This is a genomic window from Aurantibacillus circumpalustris (assembly GCF_029625215.1).
In the GTDB taxonomy this organism is placed as follows: domain Bacteria; phylum Bacteroidota; class Bacteroidia; order B-17B0; family Aurantibacillaceae; genus Aurantibacillus; species Aurantibacillus circumpalustris.
Window position 1 is genome coordinate 1,845,978 of sequence record NZ_CP121197.1, and the last position, 16,665, is coordinate 1,862,642.

13 protein-coding genes are annotated in these 16,665 nt (G+C 37.6%); 5 read left to right on the forward strand and 8 right to left on the reverse strand.

Features of this window, described 5'->3' with window-relative positions:
* Positions 1–67: 67 nt before the first annotated feature.
* Together P2086_RS07760 and P2086_RS07765 are read left to right on the forward strand one after the other, a co-directional pair.
* The gene (locus tag P2086_RS07760) at positions 68–2,959 is read left to right on the forward strand and encodes a DUF7948 domain-containing protein (protein ID WP_317899882.1); all 2,892 of its coding nucleotides are present in this window, start codon (positions 68–70) and stop codon (positions 2,957–2,959) included.
* Positions 2,960–3,197: 238 nt separating this feature from the next.
* Entirely contained in the window at positions 3,198–3,866 is a 669-nt protein-coding gene (locus P2086_RS07765) for an FMN-binding negative transcriptional regulator (protein WP_317899883.1), read from the forward strand.
* A 266-nt stretch (positions 3,867–4,132) separates the two neighbouring features.
* Here P2086_RS07765 and P2086_RS07770 read toward each other — a convergent pair whose 3' ends face one another.
* A complete protein-coding gene (locus P2086_RS07770) occupies positions 4,133–4,636 on the reverse strand; it encodes a DUF1761 domain-containing protein (RefSeq protein WP_317899884.1) in 504 nt (167 codons plus the stop codon).
* A 278-nt stretch (positions 4,637–4,914) separates the two neighbouring features.
* Entirely contained in the window at positions 4,915–6,855 is a 1,941-nt protein-coding gene (locus tag P2086_RS07775) for a S9 family peptidase (RefSeq protein WP_317899885.1), read from the reverse strand.
* Positions 6,856–7,568: 713 nt separating this feature from the next.
* Here P2086_RS07775 and P2086_RS07780 point away from each other — a divergent pair.
* Positions 7,569–9,110 carry a hypothetical protein gene (locus P2086_RS07780; protein WP_317899886.1) on the forward strand — a complete coding sequence of 514 codons (1,542 nt, stop codon included), beginning with the start codon at positions 7,569–7,571 and terminating at the stop codon, positions 9,108–9,110.
* A gap of 309 nt (positions 9,111–9,419) precedes the next feature.
* Here P2086_RS07780 and P2086_RS19135 read toward each other — a convergent pair whose 3' ends face one another.
* A complete protein-coding gene (locus P2086_RS19135; RefSeq protein ID WP_502547932.1) occupies positions 9,420–9,617 on the reverse strand; it encodes a T9SS type A sorting domain-containing protein in 198 nt (65 codons plus the stop codon).
* A gap of 159 nt (positions 9,618–9,776) precedes the next feature.
* On the opposite strand from P2086_RS19135, the gene P2086_RS07785 reads away from it, so the two are divergent.
* Complete coding sequence (locus P2086_RS07785) at positions 9,777–10,997, forward strand: T9SS type A sorting domain-containing protein (protein ID WP_317899887.1); 1,221 nt, start codon at positions 9,777–9,779, stop codon at positions 10,995–10,997.
* A 785-nt stretch (positions 10,998–11,782) separates the two neighbouring features.
* Here P2086_RS07785 and P2086_RS07790 read toward each other — a convergent pair.
* The 5 genes from P2086_RS07790 to P2086_RS07810 form a co-directional block, all read right to left on the reverse strand.
* Positions 11,783–12,076, reverse strand: coding sequence for a hypothetical protein (locus P2086_RS07790; protein WP_317899888.1), 294 nt, complete (start codon positions 12,074–12,076; stop codon positions 11,783–11,785).
* Positions 12,077–12,129: 53 nt separating this feature from the next.
* Positions 12,130–12,975, reverse strand: coding sequence for a class I SAM-dependent methyltransferase (locus P2086_RS07795; protein WP_317899889.1), 846 nt, complete (start codon positions 12,973–12,975; stop codon positions 12,130–12,132).
* 90 nt (positions 12,976–13,065) lie between these two features.
* Complete coding sequence (locus tag P2086_RS07800; protein ID WP_317899890.1) at positions 13,066–13,476, reverse strand: DUF6691 family protein; 411 nt, start codon at positions 13,474–13,476, stop codon at positions 13,066–13,068.
* Between the two features lie 3 nt (positions 13,477–13,479).
* A complete protein-coding gene (locus P2086_RS07805; RefSeq protein ID WP_317899891.1) occupies positions 13,480–14,046 on the reverse strand; it encodes a YeeE/YedE family protein in 567 nt (188 codons plus the stop codon).
* Between the two features lie 133 nt (positions 14,047–14,179).
* On the reverse strand, positions 14,180–15,037 hold the full coding sequence (locus P2086_RS07810; protein ID WP_317899892.1) for an AraC family transcriptional regulator: 858 nt from the start codon (positions 15,035–15,037) through the stop codon (positions 14,180–14,182).
* 169 nt (positions 15,038–15,206) lie between these two features.
* On the opposite strand from P2086_RS07810, the gene P2086_RS07815 reads away from it, so the two are divergent.
* Positions 15,207–16,613 (forward strand): PP2C family protein-serine/threonine phosphatase, encoded by a 1,407-nt coding sequence (locus P2086_RS07815; RefSeq protein ID WP_317899893.1) that lies wholly within the window; start codon positions 15,207–15,209, stop codon positions 16,611–16,613.
* The last annotated feature ends 52 nt before the right edge of the window (positions 16,614–16,665 follow it).

Genomic DNA, 16,665 nt, shown 5'->3' on the forward strand with positions numbered 1-16,665 from the left:
CAAAGCACAAGGTGGAAACCTTGATTCAGTTTTTTATATTTATACAACTTTAGAACCTCCAATACACATGAAAAAATTTACAATTTTTTTCTACTTAATGTTTCTGGCCAGCTTCTCAGTGTGGTCAACTACTACACCAGAAATTAATAATCCTTCAAAGCAATTAAGTTTCCAGGAAAACAAAGGACAGGTGAGTGACCAAAATTCACGACCGCGACCAGATATTTTATTTTCAGGGAGAACCGCCGGAATGAATTTTTATCTGGCAAAAAACGGTATCTCATACCAATTACAACGGGTAGATAGCTGGAAAAAGTGCAAGAGTCCATTACAGAGATTCAATCCCTCTTCATCTGAATTAAAAGTTCCTGCACAAACAACTGTTTACCGTCTTGATATTGCTTGGGTGAATTGTAGCAATCCTGTGCAGATTGAAAAAAAAGAGGCCTTAAGTGGTTACAATAATTATTATCTGGCTTCTTGTCCAGATGGTGCACTTAATGTGAAGAGTTATACTAACTTACTTTATAAAGAAATTTATCCCGGCATTGATTTAAAATGGTACGAGAATAGCGGAAATTTAAAATATGATTATTACGTTTCGGCAAATAGCAACTATAAAAATATTCAACTAGAATATAAAGGAGCTGATAAAATTTATGTGAATGACAAGGGTCAATTAATCGTTGAAACACCTTTGGGGATCATTAAAGAAGAAAAACCTTTAGTGTTGCAAAACAATAAAAAGTTAAACGCGACCTGGCTTGTAAAAGGTAATACTGTTTCTTTTAATATTAAAAATGTTGACTCTTCTCTTCCCTTAATTATTGATCCCATGGTAAGATTATGGGGAACGTATTACGGTGGCACAGGTGACGACCAGACTTTCCATGTAACCAACGATGCTGCTGGAAATGTTTTTATGTCTGGCTGGACAACCTCTTCGGGAAATATGGCCACAACGGGTGCGCATCAAAATATATTTAGTGGTGGCAGCAATACTTACGATGCGTTCCTTGTAAAATTTAATTCTACCGCGGTGCGTCAATGGGCTACCTATTATGGTGGAACTGGAGTTGACTACGGATACGAGGTTAATTGTGATGCCAGTGGTAACGTATTTGTGGTTGGTGAAACCACTTCTTCCACTACTGGCGTTATTGCTACCGCAGGAGCGCACCAGGTAGTTTACGGATCTTCTTCTGCACCAGCTAATCAGGGAGATGGATTTCTTGTTATGTTTAATTCGTCTGGTATTCGCCAATGGGGCACCTATTATGGAGGTGAAAAACCGGATGCTGTGAATGGATTATCACTAGATAATTCCGGGAACATATACATCATTGGCAGTTCGCAATCAACTTTGGGTATAGCTACTCCTGGAAGTCATCAGGCCTTGCTTTCAACGGCGGAGGATGGCTTTATTGCGAAATTCAATTCGCAAGGTGTGAGACAATGGGGGACATATTATGCAGGAAATGCAACAGGTAAAGATTGCGCTAATAATGCTTCCGGAGACGTATACGTTTGTGGTGTAACAACGAGTAGCACTGGTATTGCTACAGCGGGATGTCACCAGGCTGTTTTCGGCGGAGGTAGCGATGCCTACTACGCAAAATTTAATTCATTAGGAGTTCTTCAATGGGGAACTTATTACGGTGGGTCTGCATTAGATGCCGCCCATACCATTGCAGTGGACGCGTCAGGTAACGTATATAGTGGAGGTTATTGTGCCTCATCCACTGGGACTGTATTCGCGACAATAGGTAGTCACCAACCAACTTATGGAGGAGGGGCGTACGATGGCTACGTCGTTAAATTTGATCAGGCAGGTGTAAGACTTTGGGGGACGTATTATGGAGGTGCGGGATATGAAGGGATTGGGGTTAAACCAGACGCTTCTGGAAATGTATATGTTTATGGCTCTACGAACACAAGTACTGGAACTGCAGTGGCGACCTCATGTTCTTACCAAGACCAGTATGCAGGAGGAAGCAGTGATTTATTTGTGGTAAAATTTACTGCTGCTGGTTCCAGAGTATGGGGCACGTATTTTGGCAGTATGTACAGCGACGATGGAGTTGGATTAAGCATAGATGCAAATAACGATATTTATCTTTGTGGCATAACACTTGCCAATTCGGGAACCGTTATAGCCAGCAATGGTGCTCACCAGGCGATTTATGGTGGAGGAGCGGCAGATGCGGTTCTTATTAAACTCACAGATTGCAATCCAGGTCCGCCAATTGACCTTACTCCACCCTCTGGCCACTTGGTATGTGTGGGAGATACAGCAAAATTATCTACCACATGTGGAAACTGGTATTCTTCTCTCGCAGGAACTACTATTCTGAGCACGGGTAGCAGTTTTACAGTGGGCCCACTTTTTGCCGATACGACCTTATACGTAGAAGATTTTGGGTGTGGCGTCGTTAGCAGCATTAGAACGGCTATCACTGTCACTGTAGTAACCCCTATCATTACTCTCACGAACAGTAACCCTCAGGCTTGTGTCGGTGAAAATATCACCCTTACAGCGTCCGGAGCCAGCACTTATAGTTGGACATCCCCTTTCACTAATTCCGTTTCTACAAGCATACAGGCCTACGTGTTCCTTAACACAACCTACACGGTTACGGGGCAAGATGCTAACGGTTGTAGATCGACCGCAACAATTGCAGTAGCCCCGAATCTTTGCGATGGTCTTGGTGAAAATGGTTTTTACGATAAGCCAATTGTTATTTATCCCAATCCGAATAACGGTTCTTTCACGCTTCAATCTGCTTCTTCCATAGAGCTTAGTGTTACAAATGAAATGGGTCAAATCATCCGAACGGTTTCTTTATCTCCTTCAACAAATTTTAGGGGGATAATTGACGAACTTCCAAACGGCGTTTATTTTTTAAGCGGGGATACCGAAAATAAAATCGCTACCAAAAAAATTGTTGTAATTCGTTGATCAGAGAATTCAACTAAATTAGTTTATTGGGAGGTAATTCTTTTAAGTTCTTCTCCAAAAATAAGGCTTCTACTTGTCAATTTAGACAGCTGCAAAAACTGGTTATAATTTAAAAATTGGTTTATATTTGGGTAGCCGAGAATAAATTCATTTACCCATTTGTAAATGTTTGGTTTCGCACTAAGGCTTTGGATAGCCTTAGTTGCATTACCACTCACACAACTGAAAACAAATAAATATGTACAATTTTTCATACTTCAAAGAAAAGGACAAACAAACAATTTTGGATTTTATAGAAGAGAATCCGTTTGCGTTTATGACAGGAAGCAATTTATCTGGTAAACAAGTTGCAACACAGATTCCACTTTTACTCGAAGAAAAAAATGGTGAGTTATTTTTGCAAGGACATTTTATGCGAAATACAGACCATCATAAAGCCTTCATGGAAAACCCAAATGCATTACTTGTATTTACCGGGCCAAGTTGTTATGTGAGCGCTTCTTGGTATAGCAATCCACAAATTGGTTCAACTTGGAATTACATGAGTGTTCATATTGGCGGACAAATAAATTTTATGTCGAATGATGAATTAATAAAGTTTATGCGAAAACTCACACTGAAATTTGAAAAAGGCAATACGCAGTCACTAACTTTTTATGACAATCTTCCTGACAAATTTTTAGATAAAATGATGCCAGCGATTGTTGGGTTCGAAATTAGGGCAGAGAAAATTGAGAACGTTTTTAAACTCAGTCAAAACAGAGATGAAAAAAGTTATCTCAATATTATTTCAAAACTTGAAGAGCAAGGAGGAAATAGTGCTTCGATTGCTTTAGAAATGCGGAAAAGAAAAACAGAATTATTCCCCCCAGGCGTTGAATGGGACGGTTCAAAATTTGATTCCTAACACATTAAAACTAAATGTTGTGGGAACCGCCTAGCTGCGGATTTGGAACGGTACAATTGTATTATATTAATATTATCTTTGATTATCCGACAACAAATAGCGTTTCCCATTTGTAAATGGTTGTTTTCGCACCAAGCCGTTAGTTATAGAGGTGAAATCCTGGACCAATTCTTCTACGAATTTTGACCAGACAGTATAAATAAATCTACAACTGCTTCAAGGTTTAATTAAATTACCCTTTCAAAAAATTTGTAAGTTGAATAAGTCTATGAAAACCCACAAATAATGCCGCCCATTAAGGCTAAACACACTGTAAAGTAACCACCATTAATAGCAATGTATTTAAACCCGCGACGTTCAAACATTGCATTGATAGCAATCACTGGTGTTATCAAAAAAATTCCAGTTAAGGTACCGTGAAAAGCACCATGCTTAAAGGTACGGTAACTGTTACCATATAATTCAAGAATGCGTTTCCATATCATGCTCGATTCAGAATTTGGATCGGCATAATCAGGTTGTTGACTTAAAAGTCCGAATGTACCGAACTGATGGATCACAATGCTCTGCATCATAAAGGCAATAAAAAATGAGAACAAAGCAGTAAGTCCAAAAATCAGACCCATGTTTGCGCCTTTTGCACTTTCTTCGGTAACACCTGTGGCTTTCATCCAGACAGCACCAAAACCAAATTTAGGATTGTACCAAACAAAACCTACAACCAAAGGAACTAAGGTTGCTACGAGTAGAATTAAAAAATTTATTTCCATGATAGTTATATTTTAAATCAAATATAATCTATTGGGTGAAGAATTCAAATTTTTCGGAATCGGCTTGATGACATACTCCGCAGGATTTATATGCTCCAATACCCTATCAAAATAAAAACACGCTATTCGCGAAGCTAAACGATGTAATGAACAAAAAATCCCCGAAACAATTTTGTCCCGAGGATTAAATTTTCAAAAGGTATATTTCAAAAAAGAAATAGTTAAACGTTTACCTAATAGATCTTCCATTTTCCATCTTCCCTTTTACATTTTTGACATTAGTTTGCCATAGGCTTCGGTCCTTTTAAATGTTTGTCAAAAAACTTCTCCATGGCACCATAAAAATCATAACGATTGTCTTCATTATGAAAACCATGGCCTTCATTGTCTTTTACCATGTAATCAACAACAACACCTCTTTTATTTAGCGCCTCTACAATCTGATCACTTTCGGCTTTGTTAACTCTTGGATCGTTAGCACCCTGAGCAATTAATAAAGGCACTTTAATATTATCTGTATGCAAAGCGGGAGAAGCTTCGGCCATAAGTAAACTATCTTTTTTAGGATCACCTACCATTTCATGAAACTGATCTAAGTAAGGTTTCCAATATGGAGGGATGGTATTCATAAACGTAAACAAATTACTTACGCCGACATAATCCACTGCACAAGCGTATAAATCGGGTGTAAAACAAATGCCGGCGAGTGTAGTGTAACCGCCATAACTTCCTCCATAAATAGCAACACGTTTTGGATCTGCAATGCCTTCGCTAATTAACCACTGTACACCGTCGGTAACATCATCCTGCATTTTTTTACCCCATTCTTTAAACGAAGCCATCCAGAATTTTTTTCCGTAACCAGTACTCCCTCTAAAGTTCATTTGCAATACGGCATAACCTCTGTTAGCCAAAAACTGAGCTTCAGAACTGTAACCCCAGCGATCTCTAGCCCAGGGTCCACCATGCGGATTAATAACCACTGGTAAATTTTTTCCTTCACTTCCTTTTGGAATGGTGAGATAACCATGAATAGTAAGACCATCGCGACTCTTATAAGAAACGGGTTTCATCTCCGCCATGTTTTCTTCATCTAACCAAGGACATGCATTTGCTACTTCGGTGGTGTTTTTGTTAGCAAAATCATACAAATAATATTTTCCAGGAAGCTTATCATTGCCGGTCCAAACAATCGCTTTCGTTTTTTGATTATCGTAAGCGCTGACATATACTTGGTACCCCTTAAATTTATTCTCTAAATTTTCCTGAACGCCCTTCCACTCTTTATCAAAAAAATGTCTTTCGTCTTTTTCTCCATTCCATTGTACACTCACCAAAACATTTTTCTGTCTGTCATAGTCAATGCCGCTCAAATCGTAATCAGGGTTGGCGTAAATTTCTTTTATCTCTTTTTTTGCAATTGGATCAAACTCTACAAGTGATACTTTGTCACGGCCAATGTTGCTAAGCACATACATTATTTTATTAGAGGCATCGAACCCTGCTGGATTAAATGATTCTTTGAATGATACTGTTAACAATTCTTTAAAGGCGTCTTTCTCAGTATCGCGATAATTATAAGTGATGTTTACGCCATCTGTTTTAGTAGCAAGTCTTATTACGCCATTATTATCTGTGTGCCATGAATCGTAATTTAATTTATTGTCGAATAATAAGGTGAGTGTTCCTGTTTTAATATTGAGAAGATAAGGATCAAAATATTCTTTGTTGCGCTTGTTAATGGTCACTATTAAATCATCTTCGTGACCTTTTACAAATTTTAGATCGTCCATAATTTCACTACGGATACCAGGAAAAGGAGTGAGGCCAATCGCGTCGCTTCCATCTGGGTTAACTGAAAATAGTTGAAAATTCTCGTCACCGCCAATATCCTGCTGATAAACAATTCTATCTCCCTTCCAAAAATATCTATTAATACTTCTTAATGTGTCGCTTGTAACACGAATAGCTTTTGCTCCAACAACGGCTTCTTGTACAAAAATATTCATTTTGCCTTTGTAGTCTGCCCGGTAAGAAAAATATTTCCCGTCGCCTGAAACGCGAAAGGTGGCCTTATCGGCATTCTTAAAAAACAATTTGAAATCAATTTCCTTTGCAGGAGATTCTTTAACGCTTGTTTCTTCTTCAACTTTTTTTGATCCGCAACTTGCTAATAAAAACACAAGTACAACTGCAGTAATAAAATGTTTTGTTTTCATGTGATTAGGTTTAGAGGACTAAAGGTGCTAAAAATGATTTGGGATTTAGGGATAAATACCTGATTTTACATAGGCGGTAAAAATTGGGTTTATTAGGACGCTTTAGTATCAGGTGGTCTTGCCAAAATTATTTTTTCGGTGAAAGAACCCGAGCAACTATTAACAAAGTTGATTTCGATTGCAAAATTAAATATAAGCTTAAGATTCTGAAATGTTTAAATGGTTCCTGACATAATTTGTACCAGAAGCGGACCACAAAATTTTGGAATATGAAAAATAACTAAATTGAATTAACCTTTCAGTTCCTTTAATAAATTCCTAGACAGTTCCGTAGTTTTTTATTTTGAAGGCACTCATGGCGCGAGGCTTGAGAAAAATTATCTTATCAAAAAGAATTAGCAAATTAGAAAGTAGATGATATAACAATTATTGGCGTGAGGGTATAAAAAAACTTTGTTCAAGTTTCTGTTCTAATTGTTTCTTGTTTATTTAGTTTTTTTCTACCCGGAGATAAACTTTTCGTATCATCCAGTTTTTCCGTTTGAGTGTTTTGCGAAATCTGCAAAAGCAGCATCGGTTTTGATACAGTCGCCCTTCCTTTTGCAAAAATCAATAATCCTCAAATATTTACAAGCAATTTACAATTATGAATGCATTTTAGTTTGATATAGTTTTGTCTTCGTTAACTATTCACCAATCTAAAACAACTGATCATGAAAAAATCAATACTAATTTTTAGCACACTACTAGCGGCTTTATTTTCAAAGGCGCAACTCAATGTTAACATTCTGAATATTACTCAATCTAACAGCATAACCTGTGTGAATGACACGATTAAATTAGTCGTGTGGAGTACTTATTTAAACCCAGTAACATATAGCTGGACGGGTCCTGCAAACTTTTCTGGCGCTTTAGTGAAAATTACTTTACCAGGGACCTATACGGTAACCGCAACTGCTGATAGCCTGAGTGTAAGTCAGGTGACAGTGATTGGTAGTAACTTCAATGTACCTACTTCTACAATTAGTCCATTAAGTCAAACTATATCCTGCACGCCTGGTTCAGCTGCAACTGTATCAGCAAGTGCAAATCCATCACTCAATATTACGCATAGTTTCTTGTCTCCTTTAGGAGGACCGATATTTTATTCAACTGGAAATTACACCCCCTCAGCTCCTGGCACTTATACGCATTTTGTCACAGATAATTCAAGTGGTTGCAAAACGCATAAAACATTTACTGTTTCGGGTGGTTCTGGAATTCCTACAGGTAGCTTAGTTGGTAGTAATAATTTTATACTTGGCTGCAATTCAAAATCCTTAACGGTTATTAGTTTAACAAATTTCATAACAAGTCCTGTTTCTGGAGGGCCTTTATCTTATACAATTCTTGCGCCATTTGGAAGCACCCAAATTCCTACTGGATCTCTCAGTGGTGTTGGCACTTACTCAATTAACTCCCCGGGCTTCTACATAGTTATTGTTAGAGATAACAACACTTTGTGTGATTTAAGATTACCCTTGTCTATTCTACAAAATATTAATCCACCAGATATCGGGGCACTTGTACCACGACAAATATTAGATTGTAAAACGCCGAGTGTTGAGCTTATAGCTTTTTCTTCTACAAGCAACACTGAATTTAAATGGATAGCGATTGGTTCACCCTTTCCAAATGTAGTGATTGGTAACAGTTTAGCTGCTTCAATTTATACTGCAAATACAACGTACACCTTAATTAATACTTATACACTTACGGTAACAAATACAAATAATGTATGTATGAGCAGTAGTATTATACCAATGTATCAAAACACTTATAAGCCAGTAGCAATTATTGGCACAGGTGGTTTAAATCCTTGTGCCAACGAAAATGTAGTATTAACTAATTTAAGTACTTCGGGAATTCCACCGAATTCAATTTATCCAACAAACTTGCCGGTAAACGCAACTGCTTGGAGTCGTTATGGCGTTTTATTACCTCCAACATCAACCTCAGCTTCCACCTATCAAACAAGTCAGCAGGGTGTATATACGATGACGGTTACCGATTTGAACAACGGCTGTATGTCAAGCACAAATACAAACGTAAGCTCTTGTGTTGGGTTAGAAGAAAATGTAAATGTTGAAAAAAACATACGCATATATCCGAATCCTGGTAATGGAAAATTTTATTTGGAAAATGAAGCAAAGAGCGGGGCTAATATGTTGGAAATTTACAATGCTAGGGGGGATTGGTTCAGAAGAAAAGAATAGAAGAGAATCGAATACATCTCGAACTACAAAACGAAGAGAATGGTCTTTATTTGTTTATAGTAAGGAATAAAAACCAAATAATTTACAGAACAAAAATTATTAAGGAGTGAATTGGTGAATATGGTGTATTTTATTCAAAAACTTCAATCCTAACTCTCAATTGAAATCAATATCCTATTAGTATATGAAATTCAGAGTCAAAAAATTAAACACAGTTGCGTTAGTTTTTCTGAAAAGAAGAGGAATTAAATTTCTATAACACGATCAAGCCATTTGAATTTCAATCTTATTGAATTACTATTTTTTTATTCAGCATATTTTTCTTTTCATTCGTAAGCTGCAAAAATAAATTTCTTCTTTAAGGTTTCCTTTTTCAATAGCTACTTCCTTGAATTGAGTGGTAATGACGGGTTTTACTTCTTTGCCCAACAGGTCTAAAATTTTAATTGTTGTTTTTGTTTGTTCGATAGAAAAGGAAATAGTTGTTTCGGTAGTGAATGGGAACAATCGTTCGGTCAGTAGAAGGATTTATAATAAAAAGACTTTTGTAGTTTTGAATTAAGCGAATTTGTTAAGTCAAGACCATTAAAAATTTACAAATATAAAGATTATCTTTATTTCACAATTTCTGAACCCCGCATGAAAATCACTTATAAATTAAATTTTATGAAAAGAATATTTCTCATTTCACTCGTTGTTTTTGCAAGCCAAGCTTTGGACGCACAAGTTATTTTTAACCCATCAAACACTGGCGTGCAAGGTAGTTTCATTGCTCAGTCGATATGCAGTGTAACTTCTACCGATGTTTATGCGGTGGGGGGATTATATACGTCGAGCTGGACGCCACAAGCCTATAAGTCTATCAACAAAGGTGTCAGCTGGAGCAGTGTAGCCTTTACCGGCATTAATCCCGCACATATTCTTTACAACGAAATTTGCTCTACAGGAACCTCTATGATCCTTACTGCTCAGAACAGCTCCGGGAGTAGCACCGGCATTTATTCTTCTACAGATGGCATCACATGGACCCCTTCGGGTTCAGGCATTCTAAGTAATTTTTCTGGTTTCGATCTGCTTTCTGTTTCTCCATCAGAATTGTACGCGGTCGGAACGCTATATCTGCCTTATTTGCCCAAAATATATAAATCAACCGACGATGGTGCAACCTGGGTTAGTTTGCCAATTACCGGGGTACCACCTAGCTCGCAGAATTTTTTAAATGCGTTCTGCAAAATTGGGGGAACTTTTTTGCTCGCTACCTCGAATAGTGCAGGGAACGTTGGCAGCATGTTTTCATCCCTTGATGCTATTAACTGGACGTATTCCGCGAATGGAATTCCGAATGATGTTCAAATCTATGACCTGTTAACGACATCTACCAATGAAGTTCTTGCCGTGGGTAGTGTATATGATCCCAGCGTTTTGGGTTTTATAACTCAAATATACAGGTCTACTGATGCTGGTGCGAACTGGAGCAGTTTGAACTACGCTGGCCTAGATCCCTATATGACAGATTTCAAATCAATTTGTCAGTCTGGCAATAAAATTTTAGTGGGGGCCCAGATAAAATATATGGCAGGTTCTAATAGTATTTACTCGACTAATGTAAGTTTGTTAACGACTGGTGTGGGCGCTTATGACACTGATCTTTTTTCTTGTTTTCCGAATCCTACCAATGGTGTGGTAACACTAAACTCTGGGGTAGAATTAAGCCAAATCACTGTATCAGATATCTCTGGAAGAACGGTCTTAAAGAAGAACATAGAACCAACATCCTTTAGCAATAATAGCATCGTCATTGATCTGAGCCCATATGGCAAAGGATTGTATTTTTTATCGTTGCAAGAAAACGGTAGTTCAAAGACTATTAAAATAATTGTGGAGTAATAGTTGTTATTTAAGCATTCAAGGATATTCAGCGCTGCCGAATAAATAAATGAGAACACCGAAGGGCAAAATGAAGAATAGAACAGTTCATTTATTTGTGATCTAAAACCGACACAACTTCGGCCAGGTTTTGATTGAGTAGCACACACGAAAATAAAACCCGCGCTATTAGGGGTAGGGGGTCGGTTTTTAAAAGCGGTACTGACCGGAAATGAACATTAGATTAATAACGTGATTTTTTTGAATTTAACGACCTGAAACCCGGAGTTTATTTTGCATTAAACAAACATGGTTCGGGTGCCGCGGTAAAAAAAATTGTGGTGAATTAATCAATTCCGTTGCGATAAAAGTAAAGGCCCCAATATATTTTGGGTCTTTGTTATTTTATGAAAATACCGCAATCCAAGCGAAAAGCTTATGTTTTTTTATTTTTTACTTCATTACCATTTAAGCAAGGCCCGATTCCTGTTCGTAAAAAAAACCACCCTTAGGGGCGGCTTTTCCTCTTTTATCGAGGTCCCGGACATACTGATTTCGAACGAATTGTTAGAAGACATGCGGAAACTTGCTGATTTATATGATTATTTTAAATTGACGGGTGCGTGACAAACATCAAGTCGAAATTAGTCTTGTTTTTCCAGTACTTCCAGAATGAGTTGTATAATTCACGCTAATTATTTGTATTTTGGTTAAAGCCAAAAAAATGTGAATTAATACTTAAAGCGTTTAAAACATACAAAAGAGTCTTGAATAATTCAAGACTCTTTTTTGTTACAGAAAACAATTTAAGCTACTGAATAAATCCTCATTTCAGGGTCGCTTTTCAATAAAGGAGATAAGTCTTTAACTATATCAGCAGAAAAAAGCTCGCTCTTCAAATAGTCAGATGCATTTTGCTCGGTATCAAAACCGTGCAAAACCTGCACGTCCTGATCTCTAATTAATAACTCTTTTGATAAAGCTCCTTTTGCTTTATCCAGGAATGGCTGCTTGTATTTGGTATACACCAATCCCGCTGAACTTCTGTTTTCTGCAGCCACATTTAATGTGATCTCCAGGTATGCTTTCGATTTTGTCATGTTGTTGTTTTTTTGTTTATTTAAGTAATTACTGTAATGTTCCTGAGTTAAAATTATTTTTCGCCGTAAATTAGCAAAGCGCTGGAATCCATCAGGATATTTCCCTGCGGATATTTTTGATTCACGACCTGGAAAACTTCCGTTTTTATTTTCTCTGCCATCCAGGTATCAGCTTTGCCGAGCCCCTCGACAACGGGAGCTGCCACTTCGGTCATGATGTTCCAGTACACATCGGTAGTTTTGCAATCGAGTTGTTGTTCAATTTCTTTCAGAGTTATATTTTTAAATCCAGCCTGGATAAAGAGATCCTCCATTAAACCTTCCTTAGAGCATCTGAATATTCCGGGAGCACCTTCTGGTGCTGGCGGTAAATTTAGGTACTTACTAATGGGACCCATCATAGCGGTAATCCAGAAATTCTTCGCAGGAATATTCCATACAGATGCTGAGATTCGCCCCCCAGGTTTAAGAACACGCAGCATTTCTTTAGCCGCCAGTATCATGTCAGGGAAAAACATAAATCCAAGGCGGCAGCTGATCGCGTCAAAGGAGTTATCGGCGAAGGGCAATTTTGAAACATCGCACGCATAGGTCTTGATGTTTATTATCCCTCTTCTTTTTGCATTTCTTATGGCAATCTCAAGCATGTTCTCGGATAGGTCCGTAATGATCACGCTTCCATTACTCAATTTTTGAGCAATGCTTAGGCCCGGCTCCCCTGTTCCTGCCGCGATATCCAATACCACGTCATGTTCTTTGAGTTGGAGTTGGCCAATCATTTCATTCCCCATTGGTTTTAAAAATGACATAAACAGTTCATCCCACTTTTCCCATCCGGGGGAAAATTTATTCCAGGATTCTTTCTGTTGTTCGCTGATTTTTTTCAGTTGTTTTTCCATGTAATAAAATTATTTTCTTGCGTCAGTAAAATAAAACCTCAGGATAATTGCTTTACGAATTAACTTGAATATCCGATTCATGTTACTTTTTTAGTGGGGCAATTTTTCTTTGAAACGGCCATACACCCAGGTGCCTGCCAGAGCGCTTAAGAACGTGAGAGTAATTGCCAGAAAACCACTTCCGATTTGAACAAATAACGACGTAGGGCAAGAGCCGGTAATAGCCCAGCCGATTCCGAAAACGAGTCCACCGTAAATCTGGCCTTTACTAAATTTTTTATTTTCAAAAGTAATTGGCTCACCATTAATTGTTTTTAGTTTAAAACGTTTAATAAGCCAAACAGAGAGTATTCCCACGCTCACTGCGGTTGTCATTGCCCCGTACATAAAAAAAGACTGCATTTGGAACATTTCTTGGATACGGAACCAACTGAGAATTTCGGCTTTCACAAATACGGTTCCAAAAACAACCCCAACGATTAGATACTTGATGTTTTGCATAGTTTATAAAAATTTAAAAATAAGGGGCAATAAAACATTTGCTGAAAAAACTCCTCCAATCATGAAAAAGCATGTTGCAATAAGAGACGGTATTTGCAGGTTCGATAAGCCCATAATAATATGCCCGCTAGTGCAACCACCTGCGTACCTGGTTCCAAAGCCAACCAAAAATCCCCCTAATATGAAAAAGATAAAACCTTTGAACGTGAATAAATTTTCGAATCCAAATAGTTGTGATGGCATCATTTGACTGAAATCATCTATCCCGTAAGTGGATAATAAAGTCCTTGTGTCTTCAGCTACTTCAATATTATGAGGATAAGATAAAAATTGTGTGGCAAGAAAACCTCCAAGCAAAAGTCCCATGGCAAAAAACATATTCCAGATTCCTTTTTTCCAATCGTAATTAAAGAAAGGAACATCTGACGGAACGCACATTGCGCAAACGTCACGGAACGTGGATGATACGCCAAGTTTTTTATTGCCTAGCAAAAGCAATGCCGGAACAATCAAACCGCTTAAAATCCCTGCTACGGCCCAATTCCATGGTTGTTTTATTATTTCTATCATTTAATAATTAATTAGCGTGCTTAAATTTTCACGGGACAAAGTTCCGCTTTTAAAAGCACTACTAATTTGCTCTGAGGTTCAAAAATTTGATTCCTGAGTTCAAAAAATAGAATAAGTAAGGAGAAATCGCTCTTTAGGGGCTTTGCCTGTATTTTAAAGGCGCTATTTTAAAACGTATTTTAAAGCTCCGGCTGAAATGTGACAGGTCTTCAAAGCCGCTTTCAAAGGCTACCTGAGTTATACTTAAATCTGAGTGAGTTAATAATGAAGCCGCTCTTTGCAGCCTTGATTCCAACAACCATTTTCCTGGCGTGGTTCCAAACATCTTTTCAAAAGTGCGTTTAAAGGAAGACAAGCTCTTAGAACACAGGTTTGCATAATCCTCAAGGCCCAGATTATACATATAGTTGGACGTCATTATTTCCCGGAATTTTAATTCGTCGTTTCCTCCTTCTGAAATAAGATGTCTGAGAATGGCATGGTTATCTTTGTTCTGAGCCAATACATGCATAAATTCACGAAACTTAATTTCGAGCAAGGAAGAGGACGGAGACATATCTGCTAAAAAATAACTTAGTATGGATTGAAAATAGTTCTTTATCCAGGGGTCATCTTTAATTTCATACAAAATAACAGGCTTGTTTTCCTTTTCTAAGCTCGGGCTTAGCTTGGAGTAATCCATTTGTAATAAATTTTTAAACTCATCTTTAACAAAGAAAAGAAGAAGGCAGAATTTCTCTTTGTAGTATTGATGTATTATGTGGGCTCCTTTTTTAATATAGAATGTCTGTCCCGCACTAGCTATTGTTGTTCCATGTTCTGTCTGCCATTTTTTTTCCCCGCTGATGACGTGTACGATATAATCATGCTGCGTCCACACAGGTAAAACGTCAATGTTAATAGGACAGTCGTACTGAACAAACTCCAGATTGTTTAATAATAACTTCTTAAAAGAAGAATTACTGATTATGAAATCGTGAAAATTAATCATCTGTATGAACATCAATATTAATAAATTCCTGCGCCCAACTCTCAGCTGCTTTTCCCATAATATGAAAAATTAACTTTCGTATTTGTCATCAAATCGATAAAGCCTATTCAAGTTGTATTATATTTGCGCCCCTTTTAGAATAACAGGAATATTAAAAATACCAAAAAACGTGGAAAACATACAAACTCTGGGAAGTCAAAATTCTGCCGGTATAAGTAAAATAACCTCAGCAGTCAAAAATATCATTGGTGAGTTTCATCACTCAGACGATTCGGAGGATGCGAAACTTAAAAAGTCGACACTTCTTTTCATGTCATTCCTGTTTGCTATTACGGGAATGATATGGGGCGTGGTCTATTTTTTTAATGGAATTTATGGCCCGGCAACGATACCTTTTTTTTATGGAATCCTATCACTGGCGAGTGCGTATGTTTTTATTATGACCAAGCGTTATAATTTTTTTCGTTTCAGTCAGATCTTCCTAATTCTTATTCTCCCACTGTGCTTACAAATTACTCTTGGGGGCTTCGTTGCATCTGGTTCGGTGATTCTTTGGGCAATTCTCTCGCCCATCGGAGCTCTGGTATTTTATGAGGTAAAGCATTCGTTGATTTGGTTTGTAGTCTATTTGACAATCGTAATCTTTGCTTTTGAAATAAACAGCGTCGCCGAAAAAACATTCGAAGCTAATATTTCAGAAAGCTTTACCGACGTTTTTATTTTCCAGAACATTATCGGAATCTCTGTATTGATCTATGTTCTGCTTTATTATTTTGTGAGTAAACAAGCTGAGCTGAAGAAAGTTATTTCGACAAGGAATTTAGAAATTACGCAATCTATAGCCTACGCCAGGCGAATTCAGGAAGCCAAGCTGCCTAAGAAAGAAGAAATTTATCGTTCTTTACCCAATTGTTTTGTTCTTTACAAACCTAAAGCCGTTGTAAGTGGTGATTTTTATTTCTTTCACAAAACGGAACACTCCGTTTTCATTGCAGCAGCTGATTCCACTGGACATGGTGTACCGGGAGCTTTAATGAGCATGATTGGTTCCGAAAAATTGGAGACCGCTGTTCTACAAAGTGCTGACACGGCAGAGATTTTGCAATTACTTAACCGTGGAATCAAAACTTCACTTAAACAATCCGAAATTGTCGAATCTACCAGCGATGGTATGGACATTGCACTTTGTTCCATTGATGTCGCTAATCGAATTGTAAAATTTTCCGGCGCGAACAGGCCCTTATGGATCATCCGCACTGGACAAAATAATGTCGAAGAAATTAAAGCAACTAAAAAAGCAATTGGAGGATTTACACAAGATGATGAACAGTTCAGTAGCTATGAAATTGAAATGAAGCAAGGAGATACGTTTTATATATTTTCTGATGGCTATGCCGACACTTTCGGAGGAAAAGAAGGAAAGAAATTAAAAAAAAAAGCCTTTAAAGAAATTTTATTAAGCATTCGGGATAGATCTATGCTGGAACAGGAGCATTTGCTTGATGATTTTATAGAAAACTGGAAAGATGAAACCGAACAGACTGACGATATTTTAGTGATTGGCGTGAGGCTATGAGGTAATCCAATATTCTCTGGAGATTTTATTGCGAAATTTGAGAGTTTAATTT

Bases quoted from the DNA above. Each gene is read 5' to 3' on its own strand.
- P2086_RS07785 (WP_317899887.1), top strand. From the start codon at position 9,777: ATGAAAAGAATATTTCTCATTTCACTCGTTGTTTTTGCAAGCCAAGCT.
- P2086_RS07760 (WP_317899882.1), top strand. From the start codon at position 68: ATGAAAAAATTTACAATTTTTTTCTACTTAATGTTTCTGGCCAGCTTC.
- P2086_RS07790 (WP_317899888.1), bottom strand. From the start codon at position 12,076: ATGACAAAATCGAAAGCATACCTGGAGATCACATTAAATGTGGCTGCA.
- P2086_RS07770 (WP_317899884.1), bottom strand. From the start codon at position 4,636: ATGGAAATAAATTTTTTAATTCTACTCGTAGCAACCTTAGTTCCTTTG.
- P2086_RS07800 (WP_317899890.1), bottom strand. From the start codon at position 13,476: ATGCAAAACATCAAGTATCTAATCGTTGGGGTTGTTTTTGGAACCGTA.
- P2086_RS07805 (WP_317899891.1), bottom strand. From the start codon at position 14,046: ATGATAGAAATAATAAAACAACCATGGAATTGGGCCGTAGCAGGGATT.
- P2086_RS07810 (WP_317899892.1), bottom strand. From the start codon at position 15,037: ATGATTAATTTTCACGATTTCATAATCAGTAATTCTTCTTTTAAGAAG.
- P2086_RS07765 (WP_317899883.1), top strand. From the start codon at position 3,198: ATGTACAATTTTTCATACTTCAAAGAAAAGGACAAACAAACAATTTTG.
- P2086_RS07795 (WP_317899889.1), bottom strand. From the start codon at position 12,975: ATGGAAAAACAACTGAAAAAAATCAGCGAACAACAGAAAGAATCCTGG.
- P2086_RS07780 (WP_317899886.1), top strand. From the start codon at position 7,569: ATGAAAAAATCAATACTAATTTTTAGCACACTACTAGCGGCTTTATTT.
- P2086_RS07775 (WP_317899885.1), bottom strand. From the start codon at position 6,855: ATGAAAACAAAACATTTTATTACTGCAGTTGTACTTGTGTTTTTATTA.